The organism is Brevibacillus sp. AG162 (assembly GCF_006715575.1).
Lineage (GTDB): Bacteria > Bacillota > Bacilli > Brevibacillales > Brevibacillaceae > Brevibacillus > Brevibacillus brevis.
Window position 1 is genome coordinate 289,366 of record NZ_VFNO01000006.1, and the last position, 14,669, is coordinate 304,034.

Genomic DNA, 14,669 nt, shown 5'->3' on the forward strand with positions numbered 1-14,669 from the left:
TAATGGAAACCGCTTCCATATTCTTTTTTCCTGAGATTGTGCGGGACGTTTTTCCTTTTCAATCTGTCGAATCGTAGGTTAAGCTGATGGTAAAGTGTGAGGACAACGAAACAAGAGGTGGAGAACCGTGCAGGATTATGTAGAACTGACTGAACTGCTTACAGACATCGAGGGCCATCCCCTCAGCCTGCTGTTCATTAAAACGGCAAACTGCGGTGTGTGCGATGTCACCTACGCAAGAACGGTAGAACTGCTGAAACAATACCCACAAGTGAAAAGTATGGTTGCATCCATGGAAAAAATGCCTAATCTTTCCGGTGAGTTTCTTGTATTTACTGCTCCGGCGATCCTGCTGTTTATGGACGGAAAAGAAGTGTTCCGACAAGCCCGGTTTGTCTCGTTTGATGAGTTGGAGCTTGTTCTGAAGTTGACAGTGGAGGAGACCCAGGCGAAGAAAAATACAAAAGCATGACAATCCCTACTTTTTGTAGCGAATCATCATGCTTTCCTTTGCGATTACGTGATATAAACAATGGTTTGGTACAAAATAATGATCCAGAACCATACGATTGCAAAACCAGTTGCGACTAGCCGGTAAAAGAGCATTTTTTTTCGTAGTTCTTTCCACTTTCGAAAAAATCCCGGGCATACCAATATTGTCAAAATAGAATTGAAAATAATTAGAATGACGTAAAGACCAAAAGGCATCTTCCACCCCTCCTTTTTAGCGTTGAACCCATTACCGCATCTTGAGTACACTATCACCCTATTCGCAATTCACCGTAATTCGCTAAAAAATTCACACTTCCTTCCACCGTAAAGATTTGGATAACCTCTCTTTTGATGATAGAGTAGAAAGTATGAACAAATCAGTTTCGCAAGACAATCTGTTGTATTTTATCGTTTTTTGAAGGAGAGACAGTGGATGAGAGCCTTATTGGTAGACGACGAGCAACTACCCTTGATGCATCTGCAACGATTGCTGGAAAAAGATGTTGGCGGCGTTAAGGTAGTCGGAGCCTACACCAATCCTCTCGAAGCGATCGACCAAGCAATATCCCTTCAACCAGATGTCGTATTTTTGGATATTAATATGCCGCGCATCAGTGGTCTGGAGATCGGAGAACGTCTGCAAGGAATCGATAACTCCCCGGAGATCGTTTTTGTCACGGGGTACGATAAGTACGCCGTCGATGCTTTTGAGCTGTGTGCGCTGGATTACATCATGAAGCCTGTACAACTTCAACGCTTGCAAAAGACAATGGACCGTTTGCGTGAGAGAATCAAGTCCGCGCAAGAAGCCGCGCCTGTTAAAGCAGAATCAGTCGTTTCCATCCAATGCTTTAATAGTATTTTGTTTCACCAGCCGAATCAGGAGCCGCAAGAGATCAAGTGGCGTACGAATAAAGCTCGCGAGCTGTTTGCGTATTTGTTGCATCACCGTAACAAGATGATCGACAAAGATTCGCTGATCGAGCTTTTGTGGCCGGATTATGATGGAAGCAAAGGCGTAACCCAGCTGTATACGACGATTTACCTCATCCGGCAAACCTTGAAACGCTATGGTCTCCAGACGATATCGATCAACAAAGGCAATTTAGAAGGCGGTTATAAGCTGACGATTGATTCGGCCACGATCGATGTGGAAGAATGGGAGAATCGCCTCAAACAACTACCGCTCCTTTCTCTTGCTAGTATGCAGGAGTATGAGAAAGTGCTCGCGACGTATGCGGGCGATTATTTCGGAGACTACGACTATTTATGGGCAGAGTATGAGCGAGAAAGGCTCCGCAGAATGTGGCTTCAGCTCGCGAAAACAATGAGCAGCTTCTATTTGGGCCACGGCAGAGTACAAGAGGCGATCAACGTCAATCAGCGCATTCAGCATTTGCATCCGTTAGAAGAGGACAGCTACATGATCTTGATGCAATTGTACGCTTCCTTGGATAATCATGCTGCTGTAGAAGAACAGTACCATCTCTTAACCTCTCGTTGGGAGCTTGAGCTCGGCACTGCTGCAAACGAACATATAACGACGTGGTATCACATATGGAAACAGGAGACAGAACAAAAGCAATAATTCTCTCACTTTATCTAGGGGGTACTCATGAAGATCAGAATTTGCGGCTTATACAGTGTACTTCTCGCTGCTTTTTGCATTCTCCCTTCCTCTGCTGCCGCATCCAGTTATGGAACGGCTACCTATTCACCGAAGCAAATCCAAGATGTGTTGCATAACCCGTATATGGGGCTGGCGCCAGATTCACGGATGAGTAATAATGACCAGGACCACACTCTCGTCTATGCCAATATTACGTGGAGAATGCTCGAGCCAACAAAAGGCGACTATGCATTTGATGAAGTCGAGGATGCGATTCGTTTCGAAGAGTGGACAGAAAAAGATGTCAAGTTCATCCTCCGTATCATCATGGACCTCCCAGATAAGAAATCGGACATGGAGATACCCGATTGGCTCTATAACGAAATCGGCGGGGACGATAATGGGTTTGATGATGGTGAGTGGTATCGAAACGACTATGGCAAAGGCTACAGCCCAAACTATAGCAATCCGCTTATCATCAAGTATCACAAACAGTTAATAGACGCATTGGGGGAGCGCTACAAGGATGACCCACGTATCGCTTTCATTGAACTCGGAAGCCTCGGTCACTGGGGAGAATGGCACACCGATACGTCTATCCCTTTCCCTGCATCGGAAATTACCGATCAGTACGTACAACCTTACTTGGACAACTTCGCTGATCCGATGCTGCTGATGCGCAGACCACACCCTATCTCCAAACAATATAAGCTTGGCCTGTTTAACGACATGTTCGGCAACAAAGAAGATACAGACAGTTACCTGTCATGGATACAGAAGGGCTATGTATCCTGGCTTACCAAAGAGAAAATGCCTGCCATGCCTGACTTTTGGAAGTACGCACCAAGCGGTGGAGAGTTCTCCCCATCCGACTCGTTAAGCAGCTACTTTGATCGCTCCTCAATTAACCAGGTAATCTCACAAGCCAAAGCTTCGCATATTAGCTGGCTTGGCCCGAATACACCCGCACGATTCGAAAAAGACGGCGAGCAACAAGAATATTTGGATCGCTTTTTAAACACGATTGGCTACCGCTTCTCCATCACCAAAGAGACACATGCCAAAGCAGTCGAGCCCGGAGACAGCCTCGCTGTGACGATGGATTGGCAAAACCGCGGTGTTGCTCCTTTTTATTTCCCGTGGATTCTCGAACTGTCACTCGCGGATGAAGATGGCGAGATCGTAACCAAGACAAAAACGGATGAAGACATCCGCAAATGGCTTCCTGGCAAGAAAACCGTCAAGCAAAGCTTGGAAATCCCGGATGATCTTCCAGAAGGAACATACACACTCTGTGTAGCGATCCTCGATCCCTATACGGAAGAGCCGGGCATTCAACTTGCCATGGAAGGAAAAAGAGCGGACGGAAGATACACACTAGGCAAGGTTCAAGTACGAGATTAATAAAATCAAAGAAAAATCCCTTCCTGACAGCCTGTTAAGGAGTCGTCAGATAGGGATTTTTTTGCAGAATCATTTATGGTGCATAATCGCCATCGTAGCTTACCAATGATACGTTTTTCACACCTTCTACCTCTGAGATATCTTGAACAAATGCCGTATTATCTCCTTTGATTTTTACTTCCACAATCAATTCGACGATCTCTTTGTTGACTGTCTTTGACTTCAGGGTGTATTTTAGCTTGTTCAACTGGTATTTGACCCCGTCGTTGGCTTGATCGTGATAGTTAATAATGAGCAGATAAGCAACATCTTTCATTTGCCGCTTGGATAATACGACGATGACAGCAGCTACCACCAGTGATCCCAGGACGGAGACAGGGTACACACCCGCTCCAGTCGCAATACCTACCGAGATCGACCAAAACATGAAGACAATATCCAACGGGTCTTTGATAGCGGTACGGAACCGCACAATGCTCAACGCGCCGACCATCCCGAGTGAGAGCACGATATTCGTGCTAATCGTCATGATAATCAGGCAAGTAAGCATCGCCATCGCCACCAGCGTGATGTTAAAGGTGTGTGTATAAACGACGCCACGAAACGTTTTCTTGTAAATATAGTAGATGAACAAACCAAGCAATCCCGACAGCACAAGACCGATGATGGTATCGATGATCGAGATGCTGGCGAATTGGTCCATTTTTAAGACACTTTTTTTGATGATATCTTGAAAATTAATGGTATTGGTAGTATCCATAGTTTCCCGACTTCTCCTCACCCTAAAGATTATAGTACTTTTTGGTCTCCTCTCTGCAAATGACGTATTTGGAGATAGCCGATCGCTGATTACTCAGGTTTTGTAGCAAATGTCTAATATTGAATGGCAGGAAGTGATCGTATTTCACTTCCATGATCATCATGGGCTGATGAATGGCTCTCACCATCATGATGTGCTCGTCAAATATATCAAGGGAATTGACGTTTGCCTTCAAGTACTTGTCAAACGTAATCCTGACATTCCCTTCTCTCATCAAATACGCCTCTCGAACGTAATCCGTAATAACGCGCGGCCGAAACAGATGGTTTTTGCACGACAAGTAAAAATCCCGCAGCACAGCACTTTCCGTCTCTTGCAAAAACTCAACATCGCCTGCCAAAATCAGTTCATACTCCTCTCGCGTGATCGACGCTGATTCTTTACAAATGTACCCGCCAAACTTGCTCTTCCGCTCCATCTTAATGACCGCATCACTTTTGTTGTAGATACGGATGCGGTACTTCTTTCTTTGAAAAACCCCGTAGTTTTTTTCATAGAGAGCCGTGTCGTGATAGTCATCAAAATACAAGCTGCGGATATGATATCCTTCCTCACTCACAGAATAGGGGTCAGGAGTTGCGATTAACCGCAATTTCTGCCGCAGCGGCTCGTAATGACTCAGCCGAAGATAATACTTCAACTCATGCCGCAATCGCTTGTTGCCGAGTTGGATGCCCGTGCTCTGTATTCCTTTCATTTCAATACGAACTCCTTCACCCCATGATAAATCGCATCCTCCGGCTCGACCCTGTCAAATGCCGTCTGTGTATTCCCTTTGCTGTCCCTTACAATCACGCGCCAAAAAAAGCGGCCTTTTCCCGGATCTTTTATCGCGTATTCAACCCCTGTCAGCCCCTTCGCCTGCGCATGTATCTTCGTAAAAGCAGGATCGTAGCTGACGGCAAAGTCGTAGGTCAGATCATCTCCTTGCAGGTCATAGGAATGGTCCCAACTAAAGACGAGCTTGTCCCCTTCTTTTCTTGGCTCCCCCATAAAAAAGGGCATCGGATTCTCTTGGCGTTCATAGTATCTCTTTTTGTTACGCTCCGGTTCACCAGAGAGAAGTGCTTGCTCCTTGTGAAAATAGGAGACATCCAACGGCAAATTATATAAATCAGGTTGTTGCAGCACGTATTTGCTCACAATCGGATAATAGCTCTTCAAGTATTTTTCCGTTTGCTCCTTCGTAATGATCTTACTGACTTCCTCAACCTTTTCGTTTAGCGCCTTGATGTTTTCCGGGTCTTTGAAGATGCGGCGGTGCAGGTTCGACACCCAGTAGTTGGAGAGGCCAAACTGCCATGGACCGAGTCCTTTTTCCGGACTGCGCTTGAGCTCTTCTTCAAAAAATCCCCACGATGAGTCATAGTCCCACGGGAGGAAATACCACTTGTTCGAGTTGCTCGGGCTGTATAAGTAAAAATTGTGAACAGCCGTGTCGTGATTCCCCATCAACAGGTTGGATGCCAGCCAGGTATAATAGTTCTCCCGATCAAAATGCTTGTCCAAAAAGTCTTGCGCATTGATCGCAGGATTGTGGAGATCCTCCAGCATGGCAATGAGCTTTTCATGGTTCTCGCTGCCTTTGATCTCCAAAATTTTCTCAAATGCTTTCTTGTCGTAGGTAGGATCGGTTGCCAGCTTGATTTGATCCTCGTAGCGGTGGAACTCGAAATCAATTGCCTTGTACAAATTTCCGTTCCGGTCCAATCCATGCGCCTGCAAAAATGTTTTGTTCGGCTGTTCAATTTGAGTGAACAAACCGTAATCAACAAAGTCCCGGTCCGGATTTTTTTTTGTCAAATCCTTGATTTTCACTTGAACGAACTGCGTCCGCAAACTGGTCATATTCGGCATCTGCTCGAAATAATCAAAGCTAAGCTTTTGTCGAACACGCGTCATGTCAGACTTGTGCTTGCTTAAGTTGATGTTGCGTTGATCCCGCCAGTATCCAGCGCTGTCGAACAAACGGATTTTGTACGATTTTTGTTCCGCTCTTCGGCTCGATTCCCCCCGCAGCTCAATCGTTCCGTTCGCTCTCGTATCGCCAAAACCAAAGTACCCCTGAGCTGGCCCTTCCGCCGTTCCTTCCTGCAAAATGACTTTGGCCTGGAGATCTTCTCCCTTTTCATTTCGTCCGCTAGGAGCTAAATTGAGTTGCGTAAAGGTGGTCGTCTCCAGTTTCGAATTTTCTTCGTTGACTACCGTCACATATAAATGGATGATGCTCCCATCAACATCCTGATCGTATACGCTTCTATTCTCAATCAGACCCTCGTTCATCTGCTGAGTTGGCGCCGCCTGACTCGTTGCTGGCGGGTTGTCTGACACTGACTGTTCTGACGCATCCTGTGTACAACCAGCCGTGACAACTCCCAATGCTGCGAGCAGGCTCAGCATGAATCGTTTTTTCTTCAACCCAAGTCCTCCCCAATCCATACATACCCACCTATTCCATTCGCTTTCCTTTGACAAAGAGTGGCTGTAGACAGTAGGTGTAATAATCGATATTTTTCAAGTAATAAATTAGCCTGCTGAGACCGGCTACCAGTGCAAGAAACGAAGCAATAAAAAATGAAAAGCCGTAGTTCTGAAGGGGCAGCATCGCTATGGTGATGAGAACCGTACTGACGAGAAATAAGGTTGTCACCGCAAGCGCTCCCTTCCGATCGTCAAAATAGAGCAGCATCAGCACGATTACAAACATAACAGCGTACAAGTATCCCGCGATGACCAGAATGTTATACCGCTCAATCTGATCGGACGTAAAACCGATGTGCGGGAGCAGCGTAATTCCCAGAGCCAGTGCGACGAAGGAAAAGAACAGCTGCACTTCCATCATGAAGCTGAGCTCCTGCATCAATGTTTGGACCATGTCTGTTTTTGCCCGCTTGATATCCTGGACCGAGCCTGTGCCCAATATTGTTCCGTAATACGCTCGATACTTCTCGTAAAAAGCTGTCTCCACAGATACAACAAACATGACCATCGTAGGCAATATGCTCAAGGAGGCGTAGAACGCAGGCACGTCATAAAAAGGCGCAATCACGTAAGTATCCGCAACGACCTCCTGCAGCGGACTTCCCAGCCAGTAAATAAAATGGTGCACATAGAAGCCGAGAGAGCAAAAAAGACCCACACCTAGCAGACTTGGGTATTTTTTCACGTACTTTAGGAAATCAAAGTAGTTCCTCTCCCGTTTGGGGAAATAGCTCTCCAGATGAATCATGGACAGAACGATCATCGTAAAGAAGCCAAGATCCAAAGAAATCAGCATCGCGATTCCTTTTTCCGCTTCAGTCAGATTCAACAGCAGAAACGCAGCCAGAAGCGTAACGGCAACAGCCGCCAAATACCCGCGAATGATGCGCATGTAATCCTTTAATGCAGACAAGTAAGCAGATTGCAGCCATACGACGATCAGTTCCACAAAAAGAAGGTAGGCTACGAGCTTAAAGCCAGTCGGCAAAGGCGCGAGCCAGTAAAAAGCAACGCCGAGAATTCCCCCCAAGCCCAGGCAAACAGCGATAACTCCATACAAGGAAGAAATAATGTCGTTGTACTCACGCAAGTAAATTTTGTCCGCAATATACCGAGAAATGACCATGGAAAAGCCGCAGGTAATCAACAGCGAAAACACGAATGCATAAACGACTGCAGCTAGAAATGACATTCGCTCCAAATAGCTGACATTCAATTGAAGAAGGATTTGCTGTAGCACCGTAATCATTACCATACAAATCAGCATCGGTCCGACTGTGACCAACGAAGAAAATGCATACGCCTTCACACTGGACAAATACCCTTTATTCCGAAACATTTTCTTCAGTTCAAAGCCAATGCCCGCCATGTTTCTTACACCTCGTATTTCCGATACATATTGCGATATCCCGCCAAGAAGTTCTCATGTGTGTAAATAGCCGACACTCTCTGGAAACCGCTTCTGCCCATACGCCGTCTCAATGGCTCGTTTTGACACAACGTAATCATCGCTTGGGCAATTTGGGTAAAATGCATGACGGGTACCGTTATCCCTGCGTTGCCATAGTTGTCACCATTGCCGTACAATAATTCCCGACAGCTTCCCACGTCCGTTGTGACAAAGGGCTTTCTGCATGCCATTCCTTCCAAAATGACGAGTGGTTGGCCTTCACTGATGCTGGTCAAAACAAGCATGTCCATTTTTCCGAGATACTCTTTCACATTGACCGCACCCGTAAACGTAACATCCTCAAGCTGTAGGCTGTCGACCAATTGCAGGCATTCTGTGTAGTACTCCTCGTCTTCATCCGTCGGGCCCATAATGACAAAGCGTGCGTGTGGCACTTGTTCTTTGACGAGTCCGAAGCTTTGCAGCATTGTTTTAATATCCTTGATGGGTACCACGCGGACGACAGCGCCAATTGTTATTGCGTCGTTATTTTGTTCCTCCACGATGTCTGCATAGTCGCTCACTTTCACACCGTTTGGGATCACGGATACTTTGGAAGGATCACAGCCTAGCTCGATCTGGATTTCCTTGTTTCGCTCAAACAACGTGACTACCTCATCCGCGTAGGAGTAGGCACACGCAGAAAGATTATGAAAATAATCGATCCAAATATCTTTAAAGTGACCCTTGATCCAGTTTGCCTTGATAATTTCTTCTTCCCGCTCGCGGGTATAGATTCCATGTTCCGTCAGCAAAAACGGCTTTGCATGCAGATACTTTCCGAGACTCCCTGCTACACCGCCATATCCCGTACAAACACTGTGATACAAATCTGCTTGCGGCATGCCGTTCTGAATGACCAGACATAACGGCAGCACCATGGAGCGAATCATCCAGATCATTTCGGTAAAAGGAATTTGCGGGTATTTTTGCTCGCAAAGCCGCTGGATTACCTCGAAAAAGTCCTTGCTTGTAAGCAACTCGGCAACAGATGGCACCTTACTCCCCGACAACACGGAAAAAAGAGCAAGCCAGTCGCCCTTGGTGCCATCGAGCAACGAAAGCAACGCACGCTGCTCATCCTCAGTCAGACCCAGACGCTTGCCCGGTGCGGCCTCTTCTTTGAGATAGGCATCCAGAAATACCTCTTTGATTTCCACCACATTCGCGGGGAGCTGGTAGACATATTTCCCCCTGTTTTTCTCTTCTGCACCAATCGCATAAATGATAAACTCATCCTCTGGCATGCTAGCGATTAAGGAATGAATCCAGCTAGAGACACCCCCCGTAATATAAGGGTAAGATCCTTCGGCAATCAGACAAATTTTCATGGCTTACTCTTCCAGTCCTATTTCAAATTTCGCACCCGTTGCATGTACGAGATAGGTGCCTTCCTCTATATTTTCTACCGTGCAATTTACTAAGTTCGTCATTTTTTTGTTTGTCCGCAAGATGAAATACATTTCGCCGGAGAAATCGTTCATGTAGCCTGTCATTTTTTTATCCGTATGCGCGATATACACATCCGTCTTCAAATAGCTCTCAAGGCTTGTTGCAGCTTCGGAAGCAGTCTGGCTGCGCAGCCATGGATACTGCTGGTAAAGCTCTTCCAGCATGAGCTGAAAGTCTTTTACCAATTCCGGCCACGACTTGTTATTGCTTCGCTCCTTGTCCAACACATCGTCTGGATGAACAAAATGAGAAAAAACACCGATGGATGTGATCGCATTCGCTACGTACCAATCATGAATGTCTGTACGACTGTATCCTGAGGTAATTCGCGGCAGCTCTACCATGCCATCTTCGGCCACGGAAAACTCCTGAATGTATTCGTGCGTGCTGTCTGATTCTGCATACAAGGAGGCAATGACTCTCAGATCAGGGAAGGACTTTTTCAGCGCTCGACGTCCCTCCTGTCCCAACACGTTGGAAGGCGGAACATACACCTGTATGTCATATGAAGAGAAGACCTTCTTGATATAATCGTCCAGGTATGCAAGTGACTCAGCCATGCTTGCTTCATCAGGCCAAGCCTTATACTCGTAATGGCTTGCCGTCGCTTGATCGGTAACCAGCGATTGATGATTGTATCCGTGGATGCCCAATTCGCCACCCAACTTCAACAAATCCCTGCCGTACGTAATCAGATTGTTCGAATCCGTTCCTTCCTCATCTGTGAAGGGGGAGGCAACTCGGTTATTGTAGGTCTTGATAATAGCTCCCGTGTAGGTCACATCGTAATCGGCAGCAAGCTTGATCATGTCGGGCCACCACACATCCCGGAAGAAGCTGGGAATATCTTTGCGGTACTCGCGGTAAATACTCGGCTCGATTCCCTGGCGAAAGGGAGCGGGAAAATCGTCAATATACGTGATTTTCATATTGAAAATGGGGTACATGAAATCTTGATTCAGCAAACTGATGCCACCAGCAATCAGTCCTCTGTTCATTGCAGATTGCATATTCGTCCCGTTATAGACCATGAACTTTCCCTGTCCATACCGGGTCTCCCATAGCAGTGGCATATTCTCGGCGGAAACAGCGTGAACCTTCGCATCCCTATCCAGCTCTACGGGAATCGAGGAATTAACAATGGACTCTGCCCCGATTTTTGCATCTTCTCCTTGGATTAAGAGATTGGATGTCATCTGAATGCCGTTTGTCACGATAGGGAGATTGATGGAATTGATCCCTAGTTTTCGGTATATGCGATACAAGCTGTCATTGTATTCAGGCGTACGTGAAAGGAACACATTTCCCCCATTGTGCACATATTGCATCATCGTATCCAGATTGGCTAGCATGCCCAGATTTTCTATGGTGACAATGACCGTCATGTATTGGGGATCGGGCTTGGAGAACTGCTTAACGTCTGCGAGATCATACTCCTTTTTCATATACCGCAGTACTTGCTCCACATTCCTCGCGATTGCCATGCTGCCCTCATCCTTGGAATCATACAGAATGAGGAATCTCTCCCTTGCGAGCTTGGCGATTTCCTCCTGGCTGATCGCGTTTTGCTTCGGCTCGTCAGTATGCATTCCCGAGCCGCCCGATTTATTACTGCTCACCTGAAGGATGAACTGGGATCGGGTAGCTTCTATGGTGATCCCCAGAATCGCCACAAAGATCAGAATGATGTAGATGTTTTTTTTCACGGGAATATCGTTGGACTTAGACATGCTCCATTCTCTGTCCTTTTCCTTGTCTCTTTTCCTTCTCCTGTTCCTTTTCATTCTCATTTTGTATCGCTCATCTCTTTCGAAATCGTCTCTGTTTCCTGTGCAACAGCGACTTCCTTCCAAGTGCTGTCTTGCTCATCATCTTCCAGGGAGTTCCAGTAGCGGATCATCATCAGCGTAGCGTGGGAGATTTTGACTGAAGAACTTTTTAACCGATTCATTTCTGCCACAAATCCTGCGTGGTCTCTGAGCGTAAAGAAGCGCTTTAACGACATGACATATGGCTGTTCGCTTTCTGGATGATGCTCATGAAACAATTGGCAGTACTGTGCGGCTTTTTCATAGGACTGGTTCACCAGCTCGCAATTGATCTTGTCCACAAAATAACTTTCTTCTTCTTGATAAATGTCCAATAATGACTCCAGAACAAAAGAATACGTGTAGCTGAATTTCACAAAGGTGCGTTGATCAATGAGTGAACTGTCCAGGTACTTCTTCAATACGTCTGCGTAGGCGCGTAAAACCTCAAGATCCTGCTTGTTTTCCTCGTATTTCACCGATAAATCCTGCAACTGAAGCTGAAGGTTGCGTCGCATTTCCGTTAATGCGGCTGCCGCGTAGTGAACCGTTTCCGAATCCTCGTTTTGCAAGGCTGTCTCCAAAGTGCCAATCTGCCAAATGGTCTGTTCTTTCAAGACATCGATTAGCATCTTTCGGCGCGTGCTAGTGTCGTTCAAAAACAGAATGTCCTCAACCGGAACGACGTTCATCTCCTTCTCCATGTCCGCTCTTCGGAAAATATTCGATCCCTCTGCCAGTTTCAGCAAATCGCTCTCAAGCATCAGTTCATTCACATGCTTTTTCGATGTTCGTTTATATACATCTGTCATCACCAATAACAAAAGACCAAAAATAGGAAGGAAGCCGGTTACAAGCAGGCGCATGATAAGCACTTGCTTGTTGTTGCCACGGCTTCGCAACAAACTGTAGCCAACAGAAACCACTAGATAGAGGATGACCAGCTTAAGCATAGGCGCCATCCTTCAGTGAGAAGCGCTCCTGGTCCTTTTCATGCGTAATTCTGGCTGAAATACCAAGTCTACCTAGCCGATCAATGACGATATTGGCTTCATTCTCGTTTGAATTGGAAAGAATGATATACACCTCTCCCGCTTCGTCCATCCCCATATAATCTGCTTCACGGAGGGAGCCCGCGACAAGAGTGGAGAGCGTGTGATAATCCATTTGCGCAGAATCTACTGCCAACAAGGTAAAGTCACTATTCAACTGTTGCTTGGCGTCCCTTTTGTTCTTCAACATTGCTGAAAAATAAGCGGGAATCAGGATAGAGGTATCTTCTAGGTAACGGTCCTTTTGTGTGGAGTTTAAGTATCGAAGAGAACGGGACAAAGCGGATGAGATCAATTGAACGGCGACTTGGAAAAGGTTTTGGGTGTACATCGTAAAATTTTCAAACCCGAGCTGCTGCAATGTAACCACCGCAACCATTTTGCCCTTGTCAAAAATAGGCGCTGCTATAAGGGGCATGTCGTGACGAAGCTCTTTATTCACGATGATCTTCTTCGTTGTCATTAATTCAGTGAGGTAAGCATGCTCACTCATTTTCAACGAGCGTGGCAGATCAAAGCCCGCTTTATTCGATTTGGCCATCAATCGCAAGAAGGAGCCATTTTGATTCATCGTATAAATCGCGATCTCATCGGACTTCATGATTCTTTCGAGCACCTTGACCGATTTCTGCAAAACGCGTTCAGGCTCGAGACTGTCCAACTCCTTGGTGATGTTGTAGATTTTTCCGAAGCTGTCTTCCGAATTCACGATCTGCTGCTGCAATTCTTGCTTGACCAACAGTACATCATTGTAAATGTCCTTTAAAAAGTCATACTTTTCTTCAAGGGCTTGCCTTTGCAGCTCCTTCGAGAGTACGTCCCTGTTTCGTTTGTCGATGGAATAACCGACAGCGATCCCGATAATAAAATAGACAGCGATATGAAACAGAACATTGGCGTCATATAAGAGCGATACGACATCGCGCCCGTTATGCAGGCTTTCTCCGATGAAAAGTCCACAGGCCAGGATGACAGACAAGAGGGATTGCTTTGTTCCGTAAATAGCGCCAATCAACACAATGTAAATCAGCTTGAGATCAAAGATACCGCTGTTAACCGTTCCAACTGTGGCGAAAATCACCACAAGAAAAGCAAGAATGTTCTCGATGTACGGCCTTGCATCCCATGAACGGAGCCAATTGATCGTTTTCTTCGCTTCGCTCTCCTGCTCTTGTTCTTTCTCAGCGATGGTCGCTTGATACCACTGCGCCGTTTTTTCCAGCCCCTCCGCCAATGAATACATCGGGATCCAATCTAGTCTTCTCTTTGCCCGCGCATTGTCCAAAGCCGACTTATCTACGTCTCCTGGGCGTTTTTCCCTTCGCACTATTCCCGGGAGCTGCTGGTTCGCCCCGAGAATGTCAATGAGCTCATTAATACTGCTTTCCTGATTGGTAGACAAATTCATCACACCGGTATCATCCGTGGTAACGGAACGGAAAATGGCGTCAGCTACATCCTCTACATAAATAAAATCTCTCGTTTGGCTGCCATCCCCGTGTAAAACAATTTCTTTTCCATGGTTGATCTGGGTTAAAAAAGTAGAGATGACGCCGCCTTCCCCTACTGCACTTTGTCTGGGACCATACACATTCGCCAAGCGAAAGGCAACCGTTCGCAAGCCGTACATTTCCATCCATTTGCGGCAATACAGTTCGCCGATGTGCTTGTTTATTCCATAAACAGATACCGGTTCACACGCTGAATCTTCGAGTAACGGAGTATTTTCATTCATGCCGTAGACGGCAGCGGATGACGCAAAAATAAATTTGGACACGCCATATTTGCTAGATAACTTCAACATATTCACGAGTCCAAGAATATTCGTATTCGAATCCAGCAGGGGGTCTTCCATAGATGCAGCCACACTCACTTGGGCTGCTAAATGTACGACAACATCGAACTTGTTGCTTTTAAATACTTCATCACATTTTTTATCCGCTACATCCAGGGTGTATGCCTTGTGCGGAATTGAAATGTTTCTCTGCTTGCCTGAACTGAGATTGTCGAGGATAAATACTTTGTAGCCCTCTTTGAAAAATCTCTCTGCTACAAAAGAACCGATAAACCCATAGCCACCCGTGACCAAAACCTTCATACT

At 46.1% G+C, this 14,669-nt stretch carries 11 protein-coding genes; 3 read left to right on the forward strand and 8 right to left on the reverse strand.

Annotation, left to right across the window (positions count from 1 at the left end):
- The first annotated feature begins 127 nt into the window (after window positions 1-127).
- The 3 genes from FB479_RS19930 (at window position 128) to FB479_RS19940 (ending at window position 3,505) form a co-directional block, all read left to right on the forward strand.
- The gene (locus tag FB479_RS19930) at window positions 128-472 is read left to right on the forward strand and encodes a thioredoxin family protein (protein ID WP_142066465.1); all 345 of its coding nucleotides are present in this window, start codon (window positions 128-130) and stop codon (window positions 470-472) included.
- 453 nt (window positions 473-925) lie between these two features.
- Window positions 926-2,080 (forward strand): response regulator, encoded by a 1,155-nt coding sequence (locus FB479_RS19935; protein WP_142066466.1) that lies wholly within the window; start codon window positions 926-928, stop codon window positions 2,078-2,080.
- Between the two features lie 27 nt (window positions 2,081-2,107).
- Window positions 2,108-3,505 (forward strand): DUF4832 domain-containing protein, encoded by a 1,398-nt coding sequence (locus FB479_RS19940; RefSeq protein ID WP_142066467.1) that lies wholly within the window; start codon window positions 2,108-2,110, stop codon window positions 3,503-3,505.
- Window positions 3,506-3,578: 73 nt separating this feature from the next.
- Here FB479_RS19940 and FB479_RS19945 read toward each other — a convergent pair whose 3' ends face one another.
- From FB479_RS19945 to FB479_RS19980, 8 genes are read right to left on the reverse strand one after another with little or no spacing between them, the layout of a single operon-like run.
- Window positions 3,579-4,265 (reverse strand): DUF4956 domain-containing protein, encoded by a 687-nt coding sequence (locus FB479_RS19945; RefSeq protein WP_106652441.1) that lies wholly within the window; start codon window positions 4,263-4,265, stop codon window positions 3,579-3,581.
- Between the two features lie 22 nt (window positions 4,266-4,287).
- Window positions 4,288-5,022, reverse strand: coding sequence for a polyphosphate polymerase domain-containing protein (locus FB479_RS19950; protein WP_106652440.1), 735 nt, complete (start codon window positions 5,020-5,022; stop codon window positions 4,288-4,290).
- Window positions 5,019-6,743 carry a CotH kinase family protein gene (locus tag FB479_RS19955; RefSeq protein ID WP_142066468.1) on the reverse strand — a complete coding sequence of 575 codons (1,725 nt, stop codon included), beginning with the start codon at window positions 6,741-6,743 and terminating at the stop codon, window positions 5,019-5,021. Before FB479_RS19955 ends, FB479_RS19950 begins: the two co-directional genes overlap by 4 nt.
- Window positions 6,744-6,774: 31 nt before the next feature.
- Complete coding sequence (pelG, locus tag FB479_RS19960) at window positions 6,775-8,175, reverse strand: exopolysaccharide Pel transporter PelG (RefSeq protein WP_142066469.1); 1,401 nt, start codon at window positions 8,173-8,175, stop codon at window positions 6,775-6,777.
- Between the two features lie 5 nt (window positions 8,176-8,180).
- Window positions 8,181-9,587 carry a GT4 family glycosyltransferase PelF gene (pelF, locus tag FB479_RS19965; RefSeq protein ID WP_142066470.1) on the reverse strand — a complete coding sequence of 469 codons (1,407 nt, stop codon included), beginning with the start codon at window positions 9,585-9,587 and terminating at the stop codon, window positions 8,181-8,183.
- A 3-nt stretch (window positions 9,588-9,590) separates the two neighbouring features.
- Window positions 9,591-11,438: a DUF2194 domain-containing protein gene (locus FB479_RS19970; RefSeq protein ID WP_255438467.1), complete on the reverse strand. Its 1,848-nt coding sequence runs from the start codon at window positions 11,436-11,438 to the stop codon at window positions 9,591-9,593.
- A gap of 56 nt (window positions 11,439-11,494) precedes the next feature.
- A complete protein-coding gene (locus tag FB479_RS19975; RefSeq protein ID WP_142066471.1) occupies window positions 11,495-12,469 on the reverse strand; it encodes a hypothetical protein in 975 nt (324 codons plus the stop codon).
- Window positions 12,462-14,666: an NAD-dependent epimerase/dehydratase family protein gene (locus FB479_RS19980; RefSeq protein ID WP_142066472.1), complete on the reverse strand. Its 2,205-nt coding sequence runs from the start codon at window positions 14,664-14,666 to the stop codon at window positions 12,462-12,464. The genes FB479_RS19975 and FB479_RS19980 overlap by 8 nt, the downstream gene beginning before the upstream one ends.
- Window positions 14,667-14,669 lie beyond the last annotated feature (3 nt).

Bases quoted from the DNA above. Each gene is read 5' to 3' on its own strand.
- FB479_RS19980 (WP_142066472.1), bottom strand. From the start codon at position 14,666: ATGAAGGTTTTGGTCACGGGTGGCTATGGGTTTATCGGTTCTTTTGTA.
- pelG (WP_142066469.1), bottom strand. From the start codon at position 8,175: ATGGCGGGCATTGGCTTTGAACTGAAGAAAATGTTTCGGAATAAAGGG.
- FB479_RS19975 (WP_142066471.1), bottom strand. From the start codon at position 12,469: ATGCTTAAGCTGGTCATCCTCTATCTAGTGGTTTCTGTTGGCTACAGT.
- FB479_RS19935 (WP_142066466.1), top strand. From the start codon at position 926: ATGAGAGCCTTATTGGTAGACGACGAGCAACTACCCTTGATGCATCTG.
- FB479_RS19940 (WP_142066467.1), top strand. From the start codon at position 2,108: ATGAAGATCAGAATTTGCGGCTTATACAGTGTACTTCTCGCTGCTTTT.
- FB479_RS19970 (WP_255438467.1), bottom strand. From the start codon at position 11,438: ATGTCTAAGTCCAACGATATTCCCGTGAAAAAAAACATCTACATCATT.
- FB479_RS19945 (WP_106652441.1), bottom strand. From the start codon at position 4,265: ATGGATACTACCAATACCATTAATTTTCAAGATATCATCAAAAAAAGT.
- FB479_RS19950 (WP_106652440.1), bottom strand. From the start codon at position 5,022: ATGAAAGGAATACAGAGCACGGGCATCCAACTCGGCAACAAGCGATTG.
- pelF (WP_142066470.1), bottom strand. From the start codon at position 9,587: ATGAAAATTTGTCTGATTGCCGAAGGATCTTACCCTTATATTACGGGG.